Annotated in this window: 14 protein-coding genes; 7 read left to right on the top strand and 7 right to left on the bottom strand. The window is 63.1% G+C overall.

Annotated features, from left to right (window positions below; all coding sequences use genetic code 11):
- Nucleotides 1-57: 57 nt before the first annotated feature.
- Together UP06_RS05020 and dusA are read left to right on the top strand one after the other, a co-directional pair.
- On the top strand, nt 58-777 hold the full coding sequence (locus tag UP06_RS05020; RefSeq protein WP_045000953.1) for an SDR family oxidoreductase: 720 nt from the start codon (nt 58-60) through the stop codon (nt 775-777).
- 230 nt (nt 778-1,007) lie between these two features.
- Nucleotides 1,008-1,997, top strand: a complete 990-nt coding sequence (gene dusA, locus UP06_RS05015; RefSeq protein ID WP_082081232.1) for a tRNA dihydrouridine(20/20a) synthase DusA — start codon at nt 1,008-1,010, stop codon at nt 1,995-1,997.
- Between the two features lie 54 nt (nt 1,998-2,051).
- Here dusA and UP06_RS05010 read toward each other — a convergent pair whose 3' ends face one another.
- Complete coding sequence (locus tag UP06_RS05010) at nt 2,052-2,714, bottom strand: outer membrane protein (RefSeq protein ID WP_045000950.1); 663 nt, start codon at nt 2,712-2,714, stop codon at nt 2,052-2,054.
- Between the two features lie 255 nt (nt 2,715-2,969).
- Nucleotides 2,970-3,884 (bottom strand): polysaccharide deacetylase family protein, encoded by a 915-nt coding sequence (locus UP06_RS05005; protein ID WP_045000949.1) that lies wholly within the window; start codon nt 3,882-3,884, stop codon nt 2,970-2,972.
- A gap of 251 nt (nt 3,885-4,135) precedes the next feature.
- Here UP06_RS05005 and speB point away from each other — a divergent pair, with 251 nt between their 5' ends.
- Nucleotides 4,136-5,098, top strand: coding sequence for an agmatinase (gene speB / locus UP06_RS05000; RefSeq protein ID WP_197087122.1), 963 nt, complete (start codon nt 4,136-4,138; stop codon nt 5,096-5,098).
- 79 nt (nt 5,099-5,177) lie between these two features.
- Here speB and UP06_RS04995 read toward each other — a convergent pair whose 3' ends face one another.
- From UP06_RS04995 to UP06_RS04975, 5 genes are all read right to left on the bottom strand, one after another.
- Nucleotides 5,178-5,732 carry a TIGR02281 family clan AA aspartic protease gene (locus UP06_RS04995; protein WP_045001197.1) on the bottom strand — a complete coding sequence of 185 codons (555 nt, stop codon included), beginning with the start codon at nt 5,730-5,732 and terminating at the stop codon, nt 5,178-5,180.
- A gap of 28 nt (nt 5,733-5,760) precedes the next feature.
- Nucleotides 5,761-5,964 carry a DUF1289 domain-containing protein gene (locus tag UP06_RS04990; protein ID WP_045000947.1) on the bottom strand — a complete coding sequence of 68 codons (204 nt, stop codon included), beginning with the start codon at nt 5,962-5,964 and terminating at the stop codon, nt 5,761-5,763.
- Between the two features lie 44 nt (nt 5,965-6,008).
- Complete coding sequence (locus tag UP06_RS04985; protein WP_045000946.1) at nt 6,009-7,604, bottom strand: sensor histidine kinase; 1,596 nt, start codon at nt 7,602-7,604, stop codon at nt 6,009-6,011.
- Nucleotides 7,605-7,742: 138 nt separating this feature from the next.
- On the bottom strand, nt 7,743-9,020 hold the full coding sequence (gene nhaD, locus UP06_RS04980) for a sodium:proton antiporter NhaD (protein ID WP_045000945.1): 1,278 nt from the start codon (nt 9,018-9,020) through the stop codon (nt 7,743-7,745).
- Nucleotides 9,021-9,042: 22 nt separating this feature from the next.
- A complete protein-coding gene (locus UP06_RS04975) occupies nt 9,043-9,915 on the bottom strand; it encodes an NAD(P)-dependent oxidoreductase (protein ID WP_045000943.1) in 873 nt (290 codons plus the stop codon).
- Nucleotides 9,916-10,102: 187 nt separating this feature from the next.
- Here UP06_RS04975 and UP06_RS04970 point away from each other — a divergent pair, with 187 nt between their 5' ends.
- The 4 genes from UP06_RS04970 to UP06_RS04955 all read left to right on the top strand — a co-directional run bounded on the left by UP06_RS04970 (nt 10,103) and on the right by UP06_RS04955 (nt 13,733).
- On the top strand, nt 10,103-10,540 hold the full coding sequence (locus tag UP06_RS04970) for a VOC family protein (protein ID WP_045000941.1): 438 nt from the start codon (nt 10,103-10,105) through the stop codon (nt 10,538-10,540).
- Nucleotides 10,541-10,592: 52 nt separating this feature from the next.
- Nucleotides 10,593-11,735 (top strand): Mrp/NBP35 family ATP-binding protein, encoded by a 1,143-nt coding sequence (locus tag UP06_RS04965; protein ID WP_045000939.1) that lies wholly within the window; start codon nt 10,593-10,595, stop codon nt 11,733-11,735.
- Between the two features lie 196 nt (nt 11,736-11,931).
- On the top strand, nt 11,932-13,023 hold the full coding sequence (locus UP06_RS04960) for a TRAP transporter substrate-binding protein (protein WP_045000937.1): 1,092 nt from the start codon (nt 11,932-11,934) through the stop codon (nt 13,021-13,023).
- A 359-nt stretch (nt 13,024-13,382) separates the two neighbouring features.
- Nucleotides 13,383-13,733 carry a YunG family protein gene (locus UP06_RS04955; protein WP_045000935.1) on the top strand — a complete coding sequence of 117 codons (351 nt, stop codon included), beginning with the start codon at nt 13,383-13,385 and terminating at the stop codon, nt 13,731-13,733.
- The last annotated feature ends 613 nt before the right edge of the window (nt 13,734-14,346 follow it).

Raw genomic sequence — 14,346 nt, 5'->3', positions numbered from 1 at the left:
CGTCATCGACCAGGCAACGGGTGCAACGATCGAAATCATAGCAATAGGAATGCTGGCATGCATGGTGATCTGAAGAATTCGCGGTTTCTTGTGATCGGAGGTAGCTCCGGCATTGGCCTCGCTGTGGCAATGGCCGCCACCAACGCCGGCGCCGCTGTCACCATCGCTTCTCGCTCGCGGGCCAAGCTCGACTCGGCCCTTGCAGACTCGCGGCTGACCGCGAGAGGACGGCAGCTCGATATAATCGATCACCCGGCGGTCGAATCCTTCTTCGCCGACGAAGCGGCATGGGATCACGTCGTCGTATCCGCTGCGCAGACAACGAGCGGTCCAGTGCGGAAGCTGGGCCTATCGGAGGCGCGCGACACGATGGATAGCAAGTTCTGGGGCGCCTACCATGTGGCCCGGTCAGCTAAATTTCGGGAACACGGGTCACTTTGCCTGATCTCCGGCTTCCGCGGTGTTCGTCCCTCGGCGAATACCGTCCTGCAAGGCGCCGTCAACGCCGCACTCGAGGCGCTGGCGCGGGGCCTGGCTCTTGAACTCGCTCCGATCAGAGTGAACGTGGTCTCGCCTGGATTGATCGCGACTCCATTGTGGGCCGGCATGGCAGAAACCGAACGTGAGGCAATGTTTACCAGCGCCGCTGAACGATTGCCGCTCCGGCGCATCGGACAATCCTCCGATGTTGCTAATGCAGTGTTGTTCTTGGCATCCTCCCCGTTCTCGACAGGCTCGACGGTAGTGGTGGATGGCGGCGGCATTATCGCGGCATAAGGCGGTCTTCGAGGACCCGGTTTCTCTGAAGCGGAAATCGGGGAAAGCCCATCACGCCGGCGGAGTACTTTCAAGACGGCGGTGGCTGTACCAAGCAAGGCACGGCATCATGAAGGTCGCGACTTAAGCACTTGAAACGAAAGGAAAATGCCCGAATAGTCGGCTTTGAATTTGTGTCGGTCCAAAAACCAGCTATCCCGGACGAGATGATAAAGCGAAATAACATCAATATGTTAGCGCGTCGATTTTCCGTGGCACCCATGATGGATTGGACGGACCGGCATTGCCGGGTGTTCCACCGTCACCTGACCCGGCGGGCGCTGCTCTATACTGAGATGCTGACCACCGGCGCCATCATTCATGGTGATCGGGAGCGGCTGCTCGGGTTCGATGCGATCGAGCATCCGGTGGCGCTTCAGCTGGGTGGGTCTGATCCGCGCGATCTCGCGCTGGCGGCGCGGATCGGCGAGGACTTTGGCTATGACGAGATCAATCTCAATGTCGGCTGCCCGTCCGATCGCGTGAAGGACGGCCGCTTCGGCGCCTGCCTGATGGCGGAGCCGGAGCTCGTGGCGAGATGCGTCGATGCGATGAAGGCCGCGGTCACCGTGCCCGTCACGGTGAAGTGCCGTATCGGCATTGACGACCAGGATCCGGAAGTGGCGCTCGATAAATTGGCGCGTGCCGTGGTCTCCGCGGGCAGCGATGCGCTGATCGTGCATGCCCGAAAGGCCTGGCTCAACGGATTGTCGCCGAAAGAGAACCGCGACATCCCGCCGCTCGACTATGATCGCGTCTATCGGCTCAAGCGCGTGCTGCCGGACGTGCCTGTCATCATCAATGGCGGCATCCCAGGCATTGACGAGGCGAAAGCGCATCTCGCGCATGTCGACGGCGTGATGCTCGGCCGCGCGGCCTATCAGGAGCCGTGGCGGCTGCTGTCGGTCGATGCGGACATCTTCGGCGAGGCAGCGCCGCATGCGACCATGCAGGACGCGCTTGAGGCGATGATGCCCTATATCGAGCAGCAGCTCGCGCGCGGAACGCGGCTGCACGCCATCACGCGCCACTTCGTCGGTGCATTCCACGCCGTGCCCGGCGCGCGCGCCTTTCGTCGCCATCTTGCCGAGCAGGGTACGAAGCAGGGGGCTGGTCTTGAGGTGCTGCGCGACGCGATCGCCCGTGTCAGTGCGCGCGCGCCGGCAGAGGTCGCTGCCTAGAAGCAGCCGTCAAGAACAGCCGGATCGTGCAATCCGGCTCTTCTTCGATCAGGCTCAGCGGAACAGGTCGAAATGATAGTTCACGCCGACGCGGACGCTGTGGAATTTTGCGGCGTTCCAGTCCGGCAGATTGTCGTGCTTGAACTCAGTGTAGAGATATTCGGCCTTGGCCGACCATTTCGGCAGGAACGCCCATTCGACGCCGCCGCCCGCGGTCCAGCCCATCTTCATCTTGTTGAGGCCGCCGTCCTTCAATTCGCCGGTGGCAAGACCCGCGGTCCCGAAGAACAACAGGCGTGAATCCATCGTCGCGATGCCGGCGCGGGCGCGACCGGTCATGTACCAGGGAAGGCTGACCGCGGCGCTGTTCGCGGCGTCGTGGTTCTTCAGGTCGCCGCCCTCGAAATCGTTCTCGATGCCGACCACGAACATCGGCGAGAGCTGGTAGTTGTAGCCGATCTGCATGCCGCCAACCGCGCCCTTGATCTTGCCGCCGCTGGTGCCGACGAGGTTGTTGAAGGCGTCATCGGAGCTCGTGGCATAACCCGCGTTAAGGCCGGCATAGAGACCCGTCCAGGAGTAGACCGGCTGTGGTGCCGTATAGGCCGGCGCAGCATAACGCGGCGACAGGTCCGCAGCGCTCGCGCTGCCCGCGGCGAGCGCTGTCGCAAACGGCAGGGCGCACATGGCGCGGTGTAAGGCGGCTCTCGCAGTCATGACTCTCGATCTCCCACTTGGCCGCCTCCGTCTGGGGGCAGCGCTTTGTCCAACCCCGATCCGGGAATGCCTGATGTATAAACCGACTAGACGGTTTGTAAATAGCGGAAATGCCACACCGGCATCCGTTCGGAGCGGGCCGCTTCCAATTGTGAGGTGTTAGCGACTGCGTTCGTCAGGGGGCTGTCTGTGGCAAGGCCAGGCGATGCCCGCCATGATGGAGCAGATGGCTGAGCCCAGCATATCTCACCCGATCTACGGCTGACGTCGGGGAAATATCCGGCCGACTGGCTCAGGATATTGCGGAAGGAGTTCAATGCGCGGCAGATAGCGCCCCTCGTCGATCTCCTGCCGTACATGCGCCGCTATCTCCTCCATAGGCGCAAACCAGACATCGCCCTGCGCGACTATCCGCTCAAGGAATCCGGCGAACACATGCCAGCGTGCGAGCCGCCCCGTCGCGAAGGGGTGCAGTGTAGGGATCCACAACCCGCCATAGGTGTAGGCCGCCTGGAATTCCTCCAGGAAAGCCGCAAAGCCGTTGCTGGGGCTGCGTATGGGCATGAAGTAGTTGAGGTCGAAAGACTGGACATATTGTGGCCAGTCGTCGAGCCCCCAATGAGTCGGCAGCTCAATCAGCTCGCCGCTGTTCGCCCTGCTCTTGATGACATAGGGCACATCATCACCCATCAGCGACGCATCATAGGCGAAGCCTCTCGCCAGCAGCAGGTCGAGCGAGCGATGCGAGAAATTGTAGAGGGGCGCCCGCCATCCACGTGGCGCCTTTCCCGTCGCCTTGCGGATGATGTCGATGCCGAGATCGAGCCAATAGGCCTCTTCTTCCTGTGTCTGGTCGAGCGGGTTCTCGTGGATATAGCTGTGATGCCCGATCTCATGGCCGCCAGCGAGCATCCCCTCGATGGCGGAGGGATATTGCTCGATACACCAGGCCGGAACGAAGAAGGTCTGCCTGATTCCGAGCCGCCGATAGGTCTCGACGATGCGCGGGACCGCGACGGTAGGCCCATAGCGCAGCATGGAGATGCCCGAGACGCGGCTGTTGCCGTCACCGGGGTGCTCGACATGGATCAGGCTGTCGGCGTCCATATCGAATGTCAGGCAGCAGGCGCACTTCGCGCCGTTGGGCCAGCGGACGGGGTTGGCGATCATTGTTGTCGTCTCCGAACTCTATGTTCCGTCCGTTCAAGCCGAGCCTCCTCCGAAGCCGACACCGGTTTTCGGGCTCATGCATTGGGCGTGCCACTACTTTCGATCGCGCGGATAGTTGAGGCCGATCGACGCGGGCAGAATTGCCATATCAATTGGAATGGAATCTGCATCCGCTTGTATCGACACTGTTGATGGATGGCTCTTCCAGGAATGGCCTTCCATCCCGCGCCAACAACTTGCTGACGGGACTAATGATGGCACACGAGTACGAGAGCGGCAGACTGGATCTGCCATTTGTGGGGCATTGCACTTTCGGCAAGCGGCCCGTCTGCCTCGAATGGGACAAGCTCGACGCCGATGTCGCCGTGCTGGGCGTGCCCTTCGACATGGGCACGCAATACCGCCCGGGCGCGAGGTTCGGGCCGCGCGCCATCCGCGAAGCCTCGACCCTTTTCTCGTTCGGCCATGGCGGCGCCTATGATCATGAGGACGACGTCACCTATCTGCCGCTCGACAAGGTGCGCATCGTCGATGTCGGGGACGTCGACATCATCCACACCGATACGTCCAGGAGCCATACCAATGCAGAAGCAGCCGTCCGAAAGATCCTCGAACGGGGCGCGCTGCCGGTAGTCCTCGGTGGAGACCATGCCGTCAACATTCCCTGCGTCAGGGCCTTCAGCGAGCATGGCCCGATCCATATCGTCCAGATCGATGCCCATCTCGATTTCGTGGACGTGAGGCATGGCGTGCGCGAGGGACATGGCAATCCAATGCGCCGCGCGGCCGAGCAGGCTCATGTCACGGGCTTGACCCAGATCGGCATCCGCAACGTGTCTTCGACCGCCCGCGAAGGCTATGAGGATGCTCGCGCGCGCGGCTCCACCATTCTCTCGGTCCGCCAGGCGCGCAAGCTCGGCGCCGAGGGCGTCCTGGATAAAATTCCGCGCGGCGTCCGCTACTATGTGACGATCGACATCGACGGCTTCGATCCCTCGATCGCGCCGGGCACCGGAACGCCGAGCCATGGCGGCTTTCAATACTACGAGGTGATGGAAATCCTCCAGGGCCTCGCGAAGCGAGGCGATGTCGTCGGAATCGATCTCGTCGAGGTCGCCCCCGCCTACGATCCATCGGGCGTGACGAGCATTCTCGCGGCACAGGTGTTGATGAACTTCCTCGGCTATATTTTCGAAGAGCGTTCGCAGCGATAGTGCACAAGAAGCGGCCGCGCCGCGTCAGACCGCGGCGGGGAGCATGGCGAGGAGAACGGCCGTCCCGCCGCGACGCGCCCTAATCAACCGCCATACGCGAGCGACGGTGGCTGCCTTGCAGCTCCGGGTAGCCCGTGAGCATCAGCTTGTCGGAGCGCACGCCCCAGCTTTCCAGGCGATCGAGGAAGCTCATGCCGAGCAGATTGGTCTTCATCTGTCCGCGCTGCACGACGAGGGCCGGCACCGACTTCTCGACGAGATGGCCGACGGCGAGACGGTCGATCGTCAGTCGCGCCGCCTTGGTGTGGCCGCCGGCCGTTTCGAGGTCGACGTCATATTCGAGCATCTCGAGCGGCAGCCCGATCGCTTTCGCGGTTTCCCAGGTCAGCACCACGGAAGTGGCGCCGGTGTCGATCACCATCGGCGCGGCGACGCCGTTGATCTTGGCGCGCAGCGCGAATTCGCCGCCCTGACCGCGTTGAATCTGCACGGCGGGGACGGGAGACGCGGTCTGCCCGCGGAACATGTGCGAGACCGTGTGGCTGGCGCGCGCGATCTGGTCGGGATCGCCATAGGCGACGACGGCTCCCGCGGTGCCGGCGAGGGTGATGAGAACGAGCAGGAGCCTGATCATCGCGCGCCTCCACAAGCGCGCACGCTGGTCAGGTGCGCTTGGGCGATCCGGCGATCGGCTGCAATCCGGCCTCCGTCATGCGTGCCGGCAGCAGCGCCATCAGCGTGAGCCGTTCCGCGCTCTCCATCGCGTGCCAGCGCGCGATCTCGGGCAGCGTGCGGCCACAGCCGAAGCAGAGTTTGGTCTTGGGATCGATCATACAGACGGCGACGCACGGCGTTTCTTTGCTCATCTTGGCATATTGAGGGATTGGCGGTCATGTCTGCAAGCATGTGTTTAGGAGCCCGTACCTGCGCTCATGATCGGCCTGTGGCGCGGCCAGCGCTTTTCGTCGGGCACGGCGGAACTGTCTGGCTGGAGCGGCGGCGCATCCTCCGACAGCGGCGCCAGCGCGCTCATCACGCGTTCGGGCGGGAAGGTGACGATCACTTCGGTGCCGATGCGCAACTTCGATTTCAGCGTGAATGTGCCGCCATGCAGGTCGATCAGGTTTTTCGCGATGGGCAGGCCCAGCCCTGCGCCCTGTTCGGCCGACTTGATCGAGTTGGAGCCCTGGCCGAACGAGGCCAGCACGACCGGGATCTCGTCCTCGGGGATTCCAGAGCCAGTATCCTTCACCGAGAGATACTGCCCGCCTGAGGCAGTCCAGCCGGCCTTGAGCCAGATCTCGCCGCCCTGCGGGGTGAACTTGATCGAGTTGGAGAGCAGATTGAGCACGACTTGGCGGATCGCGCGCTCATCGGCCCAGAGCCGCGGCATCGCCTGCTCGAACACCTCGTGGATTGTGATGCCGCGACTTGAGGCACGCAGCTTCATCAGATGATGACAGTCGGCGACGATGCCGACCAGCGACACTGCTTCCTCGTTCAGCTCGTAGCGGCCGGCCTCGATCCGCGACAGGTCGAGAATCTCGTTGATGAGGTTGAGCAGGTGCACGCCGGAATTATGGATGTCGCCGGAATATTCCTTATAGACCGGCACCGCATGCGCGCCAAAAATCTCGCTCTTCATCACCTCGGAGAAGCCGAGGATGGCGTTCAGCGGCGTGCGCAGCTCGTGGCTCATCTGCGCCAGGAAGCGCGATTTGGCGACGTTGGCGGATTCGGCGCGGTGGCGCGCCTCGTCCGAGATCGCCTTGGCCTGTTCGAGCTCGCCGATCAGCGCGTCCTTCTCCGCGCGCGCTTCGAGCGTTGCGAAGGTCGAGGAGTGCAGCTGATGTGCCAGCAGGATGAAATAGCCTTCGGCCGCGAGCGCGAGCGCGGCCAGGATGTAATTGTCGAGCGAGCCGGTCATCGCAAAGCTCAACGCCATCGCGACTGCAACTGGCGCGGTGGCGGCAAGGGCTGCGATCGGCAGATTGGCGGCGAGCATGCTCGATACTGCGATCACCAGCAGCATCAGGAACATCATCAGCGTTTCCGTGACCGTGTCGAGCACGGGATGGATCAGGATTGCCATCCAGCACAGGCCATAGAGCAGGTCGAGCACAACGAAGCGCGTCCGCCAGGCGCGCGTCGCTGTGGGCGAGGCGGGCTCGGTCAGGAATCGCTGGCAGCTGCGGATCATCGCGCCGTGGATGCAGAGCATGCCGGCGGTCCAGGCTGCGGCCGGGATCGGCTGCATCCACAGCCCGAACAGCACGCCGGTCACGACCACCAGCAGCATCACGACATAGGAGGCTGACAGTCTTGTCTGGGCATATTGGCGCAGCAGCTCTGCGTCGAAGGCGGGCCGGGTTCCGCTGGTCGACGTTAACTTATCGCGCGCCTCGCGCACCCGCTGCGCCGCAGCCCTTCGGCTGCTCGCCGATGGAGCGCTGACGGGCTCGGCCGGAAGCTGCACAACTTCAGGCTTTTCAGCGGGGTTACTCATCAAGCAACAACAATTCCTGCCCACGTTGGACGCGGGCCTTCTGCATTGTCTATCTCTGGCAAGAAATCCTTAAGAGGTGACTTAAGGAGCTAAAGAATTACGTTAACCCGGCGTTAATTTTGTGCGCGTGCGAGCCGCTCAATGCAGCGCCGCATGTTGAGCGACGTAGACCACCGCGCCAGCCAGATACCCCGCCAGCGCCGGAACCGCGATGCGGCGGGCGTACCAGAGGAACTCGATCCGCTCGAGCCCCATGGCGGCGACGCCGGCGGCCGAGCCGATGATCAGGATCGATCCGCCGGTACCGGCACAATAGGCGATGAACTCCCAGAGGAAGCTGTCCGGCGGGTAATGCGCGAGGTCGTACATGCCCATGGTCGCTGCGACCAGCGGCACGTTGTCGATGATCGCGCTGAGCAGGCCGAGCACGACGACGATGACGTCCTGGCGGCCGATGGTCGCCTCCAGCCATCTCGCCAACATCGTTAGGAGGCCGGCATGTTCGAGGCTGGCGACCGCCAGCAAAATGCCGACGAAGAACACGATCGAGCCCATGTCGATGCGCGTCAGCGCATGTGCCAGCGAGAGCGGACGGCGCACATGCTCGTCCTTGTCACGGTGGACGATCTCGCCGACCAGCCAAACGATGCCGAGCCCGAGCAGCACGCCCATGAAGGGCGGTAAATGGGTGACCGTCTTGAACGCCGGCACCGCGATCAGCACGCCGAGCCCGAGATAGAACATCAGGTTTCGCTCGAACCGATCGACGGCGAGCAATCCGGTGTCTTTCTGCGGTGCCGCGATGGTCTTGCCCTTCAGCGAAAGGCTGATGAAGGTGAGCGGCACCAGCAAATTGACGAGTGCGGGCAGGAACACCGCGCGCATGATGTTCAATGGCGAGATCTGGCCGCCGATCCACAGCATCGTCGTGGTGACGTCGCCGATCACGGTCCACGCGCCGCCGGCATTCGCGGCGATGACGATGAGCGAGGCGAACAGCAGCCGGTCGTCGCGCCGGGCGATCAGCCGCTGGATCAGCGAGACCATGACGATGGTGGTCGTCAGATTGTCCAGGATCGCGCTGAGGAAGAACGCCACGAAGCCAACCAGCCACATCAGCTTGACCTGGCTGGTCGTGCCGATGCGGGAGGTGATGACCTCAAAACCGTCGTGGGCGTCGATCACCTCGACGATGGTCATCGCGCCGATCAGGAAAAACACGATCTGGGCGGTCGAGACGATGGACTCGTCGAGTTGACGGCCGACCAGCGTGTGGTCGCCCGTCATAGTCGCGTAGATCGTCCAGAGCAGGCCCGCACCGAGCAGCGCGGACGCGCTCTTGTTGACCCCGATCGGATGCTCGAGCGCGATCGCCGCATAAGCGACAACGAAGATGGCGGCGAGCGCGATCAGCAAAGCGGGGGCAGTTCGTCAGGTGTCAGCGATTGAGGCGCGCGAGCAGGCTCGACGTATCCCAGCGCTTGCCGCCCATCTTCTCGACCTCGGCGTAGAACTGGTCGACCAGCGCGGTGACAGGGAGATTGGCGCCGTTGCGGCGGGCTTCAGCGAGTGAGATCGAGAGGTCCTTGCGCATCCATTCGACAGCGAAGCCGAAATCGTACTTGTCATCGTTCATGGTCTTGTAGCGGTTCTCCATCTGCCACGACTGCGCCGCGCCCTTGGAGATCGTCTCGATCACGGCCGCGACGTCGAGGCCGCTCTTCTTGGCGAAGTGGATACCCTCGGAGAGGCCCTGCACGAGGCCGGCGATGCAGATCTGGTTGACCATCTTGGTCAGCTGGCCGGAGCCGGCGGGCCCGAGCAGTTTGCACATCCGTGCATAGGCGCCTGTGATGATCGGCTCGGCGCCGGCATAGGCGCCCTCGGCGCCACCGCACATCACCGTCAGCACGCCGTTCTCGGCGCCAGCCTGGCCGCCGGAGACCGGGGCGTCGATGAATTTGAAGCCGGCTTTGGTCGCGGCGGCATCGAGCTCGCGGGCGACTTCGGCGGAGGCGGTGGTGTGGTCGACGAAGGTCGCGCCCTTCTTCATGCCGGCAAATGCGCCGTCGGCGCCGATCGTGACTGCACGCAGATCGTTGTCGTTGCCGACGCAGCACATCACGAAATCCTGGCCCTCGGCTGCGGCCTTCGGGGTCGCTGCGGTCTTGCCGCCGAACTTGTCCGCCCACTCCTTCGCCTTGGCCGCGGTGCGGTTGTAGACGGTGACCTCATGGCCCCCTTTTTTCACGAGGTGTCCGGCCATGGGGAAGCCCATCACGCCGAGACCGAGGAAAGCGACTTTAGCCATGTGTGGTACCTTGTCCGTAGTTTGGGTTTTACGGTTTTTTCCCGGGCGAGGGGCGCCAGGTTCCGCTGAACGGCGCGGATCGGGCCGCACCATAAACCCTTGAGGCGGGAGGGCAACGGCTTCGTTTAGCGGCCTCCTGTGCTAGGATGGTGGACCTCAAGGACTTCAAAAAAAGGGAGCGAAAAGCATGGGCGGCGTAAGCGTTGGCGTCCTCGATCATTTCAACATCCGGACCCGGAATCTGGCCGAGACGGTCCGCTTCTATGAGGACGTGCTGGGCCTTGAAAAAGGCGCCCGGCCCAATTTCGCCTTCCCGGGGGCCTGGATGTACAGCGAGGGCAAGCCGGTGGTGCACCTCGTCGATATTTCCCCGACCTCGGAGCCGCAAAAGCCGGATTCCGGCGTGGTCCACCACGTCGCCTTCATCAGCAGCGGCTTTGACGGCATGAAGCGGCGGCTGGCCTCCAAGGGCATGACATTCGACTCCCGCCAGGTGCCCGGCGGTGACCTCTGGCAGATCTTCGTCCATGACCCCAATGGCGTCATGATCGAGCTCAATTACGAGGCGGCGAAGGAGCAGGGGGCGGCGCCCGCCGAGATGGCTGGCGATATCGGCAGGCAGTAGCCTTTTCCGCGTTTCCGCTCTAATGGGCACCCTGAACTCTAGGAGATGCGCTTTGAGCGTGACGCAGCAACAGGTTCTCGACAGCCTCGGCCGGATCAAGTCGCCGCGCGGGGTCGCGCTCACCAATGCCAATGTGCTGAGCGCGATCAGCGCCTCCGACGGCAAGGTGTTCTTCTCGATCAATGTCGATGCCGCCGAGGCACGGGCCTGGGAATCCGTCCGCGCCGAAGCCGAGGCAGCGGTGCGCGCCATTCCAGGCGTCACCACCGTCATGGTTGCGCTCACCGCCGAGCGTAAGGGCGGCGCTGCACCACCGCCGCCGCCAACGCCGAGCCGCGGCACGCCGGGTGTGCAGCCGGCCCACGCCCACAAGCCGCCGCCGCAAGGCGGCGCACAATCGCCGATGGCGCGGCAGTCCGAGATTCCGGGCGTCGCTGCCGTGATCGCGGTGGCCTCCGGCAAGGGCGGTGTCGGCAAATCGACCACCGCGCTCAATCTGGCGCTGGGCCTGCGCGACCTCGGCCTCAAGGTCGGGCTGCTCGATGCCGACATTTACGGCCCCTCGGTGCCGCGGCTGACCGGCCTGCACGAGAAGCCGGAGCTCGACGGCGAGCGCAAGATGATTCCGCTCAAGCGCTTCGGCCTTGCCATCATGTCGATCGGCTTCCTGGTAGAGGAAGAGACCGCGATGATCTGGCGCGGTCCGATGGTGATGTCGGCGGTGACGCAGATGCTGCGCGACGTCGCATGGGGTGCGCTCGACGTGCTCGTCGTCGACATGCCGCCGGGCACCGGCGATGCCCAGCTGACGCTCGCGCAGAACGTGCCGCTGAAGGGCGCCGTCATCATCTCGACCCCGCAGGACCTGTCCCTGATCGATGCACGGCGGGGGCTTGCGATGTTCAAAAAGGTCAACGTGCCCGTGCTCGGCATCGTCGAGAACATGAGCTATTTCCAGTGCCCGCATTGCGGCACGAAATCCGACATTTTTGGCCATGGCGGTGCACGCCATGAGGCCGAGAAGCTCGGCGTGCCGTTCCTGGGCGAGATCCCGCTGCACATGGCGATTCGCGCCTCATCGGATGCCGGTCGCCCGGTGGTCGACAGTGAGCCGGAGGGCCCCCATGCGGCGATCTACCGCGCCATTGCGGGACAGGTCCGCGACCAGCTCAAGGGCGTCATCGCTGCGGCCTGAGCCGGTCTTCTGGGGACATGCGACTTTCGTAGAGTCCTGTCATGCCATTGTCGCGTTCCGCAACAGGGGCTTCCGTGTTAAAGGCCCACGGCAGTCAAGCCCCACCGGTTCGACGCGACTTAAAACGCGTCGCCGAAATGAGCGGCAGCAAATGAGGAAGTTGAGGGGAAACACCCCAACAAGGAGAGAGTAGAAGATGAAGCGTCGTGATTTCTTGAAAGTGTCGGCAGCAGGCGCGGCGGCGACCGCCGCGGTGGCCTCGCCGGCAATCGCGCAGTCCTCGCCCGAGATCAAGTGGCGCATGACTTCGAGCTTCCCGAAGTCGCTCGATACCATTTATGGCGGCGGTGAGCAGGTGGCGAAGTACGTCGCCGAGATGACCGACAACAAGTTCCAGATCCAGGTGTTCGCAGCCGGCGAAATCGTCCCCGGCCTCCAGGCGCTCGATGCGACCTCGAACGGCACCGTCGAGATGTGCCACACCGTGTCGTACTACTATGTCGGCAAGGACCCGACCTGGGCGATCTACGCCTCGGTGCCGTTCGGCCTCAATGCGCGCCAGCAGAACTCCTGGTGGTATCAGGGCGGCGGCGAGCAGCTCGGCAACGAGTTCTTCAAGAAGTCGAACGTGATCGGTTTCCCCTGCGGCAACACCGGCACCCAGATGGGCGGCTGGTTCCGCAAGGAGATCAAGACCGTTGCGGATCTCTCCGGCCTCAAGATGCGCATCGGCGGCATCGCCGGCCAGGTGCTCCAGAAGGTCGGCGTGGTGCCGCAGCAGCTCGCCGGCGGCGACATCTATCCGGCACTGGAAAAGGGCACCATCGACGCGGCCGAATGGGTCGGCCCCTACGATGACGAGAAGCTCGGCTTCGCCAAGGTCGCCAAGTACTACTACTATCCGGGCTTCTGGGAAGGCGGTCCAATGGTCCATGCCTTCACCAATCTGGACAAGTGGAATTCGCTGCCGAAGAACTACCAGGCGATCCTCACCAATGCGATGGCCAACGCCAACACCTGGATGGCCGCGCGCTACGACATGCAGAACCCGGGCGCGCTGAAGCGTCTGGTCGCCGGCGGCACCCAGCTTCGTCCCTTCACCAACGAAGTGTTGGAGGCCTGCCTCAAGGCCACCAACGAGCTGTGGGGCGAGATATCGGCCAAGAACGCCGACTTCAAGAAGTCGATCGACGCCATGCAGGCCTACCGCTCCGACGAATATCTGTGGTGGCAGGTCGCCGAATACACCTACGACAGCTTCATGATCCGCTCGCGCACCCGCGGCTGATCGTTCGAGCACGTCGCAAGACGACAGAGCCCGGCCTCCTTCGCGAGGCCGGGCTTTTTCTTTGGCGGCGCATCGGGGTCCAACAAAAATATGGAAAACAACCCCATGCACAGTAGAAATGAGGTGAGGGCATGTTGCCTGGTGGATGCTGCCAACAGTTTGAGGTGGCGGGGCAAATCGACGGAAAGAGGCAATCGCTGCGCGGTTGGCGCTGGCGGGACGCTTCGCTTGATGACGAGCGGATAGAGTTGGACTCGCATCGACGAGCAAGGGCATTTTGACTCGTCGGGCAAAACAGTGCCACAAAGCGACAATCGTATAATCCGAAATTAACCTCGGTGTTGATCCCTGGAGGGACGATGAGCTTCGATCCCGATGACGTTCAAAGCGCGCTGCGCCAGGCATGGTCGTTGTCGACGGCCAGCCAATGGACCCCGGCCAATCCGGCGGCTGGGCAATGCAACGTCACCTCGCTGCTGATTCATGAACTGTTCGGCGGCGAGTTGCTGAAGACGCCTCTGCCGGCCGGCGATCATTTCTACAATCGGATCGGAGGCCGGAGGTATGACTTCACGGCGAGCCAGTTCGATCAGCCGATCGCTTATATGGACCTTCCTGCCACTCGGACCGAAGCGGAGCCGGGAGCAACACACGACGAATTGGCCGAACTCAGAGCCGCTTTTCAGGAGCACCGTACCAGGTCAGGTTAGTCAGCCGACATTTTCCAGTCGCCATGGCTAGTCGCCCTGCCGGAGAGCCTCCACAGGATCAAGTCGCGCAGCGCGCCATGATGGGTAAAGCGTTGCAGTGAACGACAGGGTCAGCGCCATGAGTCGAAAAACTGCGCCTCCGGGATCGGCATGAAAAGCCGAAAGTCACGTTTCCGATCACCTCAACGCTTGATCCAGATCAAGCAGTCCGTCGCCATTGTGCAGCATGCGGTAGATAACGTCGTAGAACTGGCCCAGGGGAGCGTTTCGGGGGTACGGGAGCGACCGGCATGCCGCTGTTGGCATATCTCTGGAAGGTCGGAGCGGCGTTGCTCTTATTGCTCTTTGTCGCGGACTATTGCCTTCCGAGGGCGCCAATCTCTGAACAGGCGCCGTCCGATCGCCCAACGATACGCATTCACTCCGATCGCAAATGGCCGGAGCGAATTGTCTTCGATACCCGGTCGTCGGCAATCGTTGCCGTCGCACCCGCGGTCAAGATCCCCGATGTCGCGATGTCGTCAGACGTCACCGAACTGCCTGTTAACCGGATGGATAACCCGACAGTCGCAAATGCGCTCGCAATGCTGCCGCGTCCGGACGCACGTCCGCC

Origin of the sequence: Bradyrhizobium sp. LTSP857 (genome assembly GCF_000938285.1) — a bacterium.
Taxonomy (GTDB): domain Bacteria; phylum Pseudomonadota; class Alphaproteobacteria; order Rhizobiales; family Xanthobacteraceae; genus Bradyrhizobium.
The sequence above is the reverse complement of the archived record's forward strand: the minus strand, read 5'-3'. Positions and strand labels throughout refer to the sequence as shown.

Excerpts from the sequence above, each read along its gene's own strand:
- UP06_RS05020 (WP_045000953.1), top strand. The coding sequence starts at position 58 with ATGCATGGTGATCTGAAGAATTCGCGGTTTCTTGTGATCGGAGGTAGC.
- dusA (WP_082081232.1), top strand. The coding sequence starts at position 1,008 with ATGTTAGCGCGTCGATTTTCCGTGGCACCCATGATGGATTGGACGGAC.
- UP06_RS05010 (WP_045000950.1), bottom strand. The coding sequence starts at position 2,714 with ATGACTGCGAGAGCCGCCTTACACCGCGCCATGTGCGCCCTGCCGTTT.
- UP06_RS05005 (WP_045000949.1), bottom strand. The coding sequence starts at position 3,884 with ATGATCGCCAACCCCGTCCGCTGGCCCAACGGCGCGAAGTGCGCCTGC.
- speB (WP_197087122.1), top strand. The coding sequence starts at position 4,136 with ATGATGGCACACGAGTACGAGAGCGGCAGACTGGATCTGCCATTTGTG.
- UP06_RS04995 (WP_045001197.1), bottom strand. The coding sequence starts at position 5,732 with ATGATCAGGCTCCTGCTCGTTCTCATCACCCTCGCCGGCACCGCGGGA.
- UP06_RS04990 (WP_045000947.1), bottom strand. The coding sequence starts at position 5,964 with ATGAGCAAAGAAACGCCGTGCGTCGCCGTCTGTATGATCGATCCCAAG.
- UP06_RS04985 (WP_045000946.1), bottom strand. The coding sequence starts at position 7,604 with ATGAGTAACCCCGCTGAAAAGCCTGAAGTTGTGCAGCTTCCGGCCGAG.
- UP06_RS04975 (WP_045000943.1), bottom strand. The coding sequence starts at position 9,915 with ATGGCTAAAGTCGCTTTCCTCGGTCTCGGCGTGATGGGCTTCCCCATG.
- UP06_RS04970 (WP_045000941.1), top strand. The coding sequence starts at position 10,103 with ATGGGCGGCGTAAGCGTTGGCGTCCTCGATCATTTCAACATCCGGACC.
- UP06_RS04960 (WP_045000937.1), top strand. The coding sequence starts at position 11,932 with ATGAAGCGTCGTGATTTCTTGAAAGTGTCGGCAGCAGGCGCGGCGGCG.
- UP06_RS04955 (WP_045000935.1), top strand. The coding sequence starts at position 13,383 with ATGAGCTTCGATCCCGATGACGTTCAAAGCGCGCTGCGCCAGGCATGG.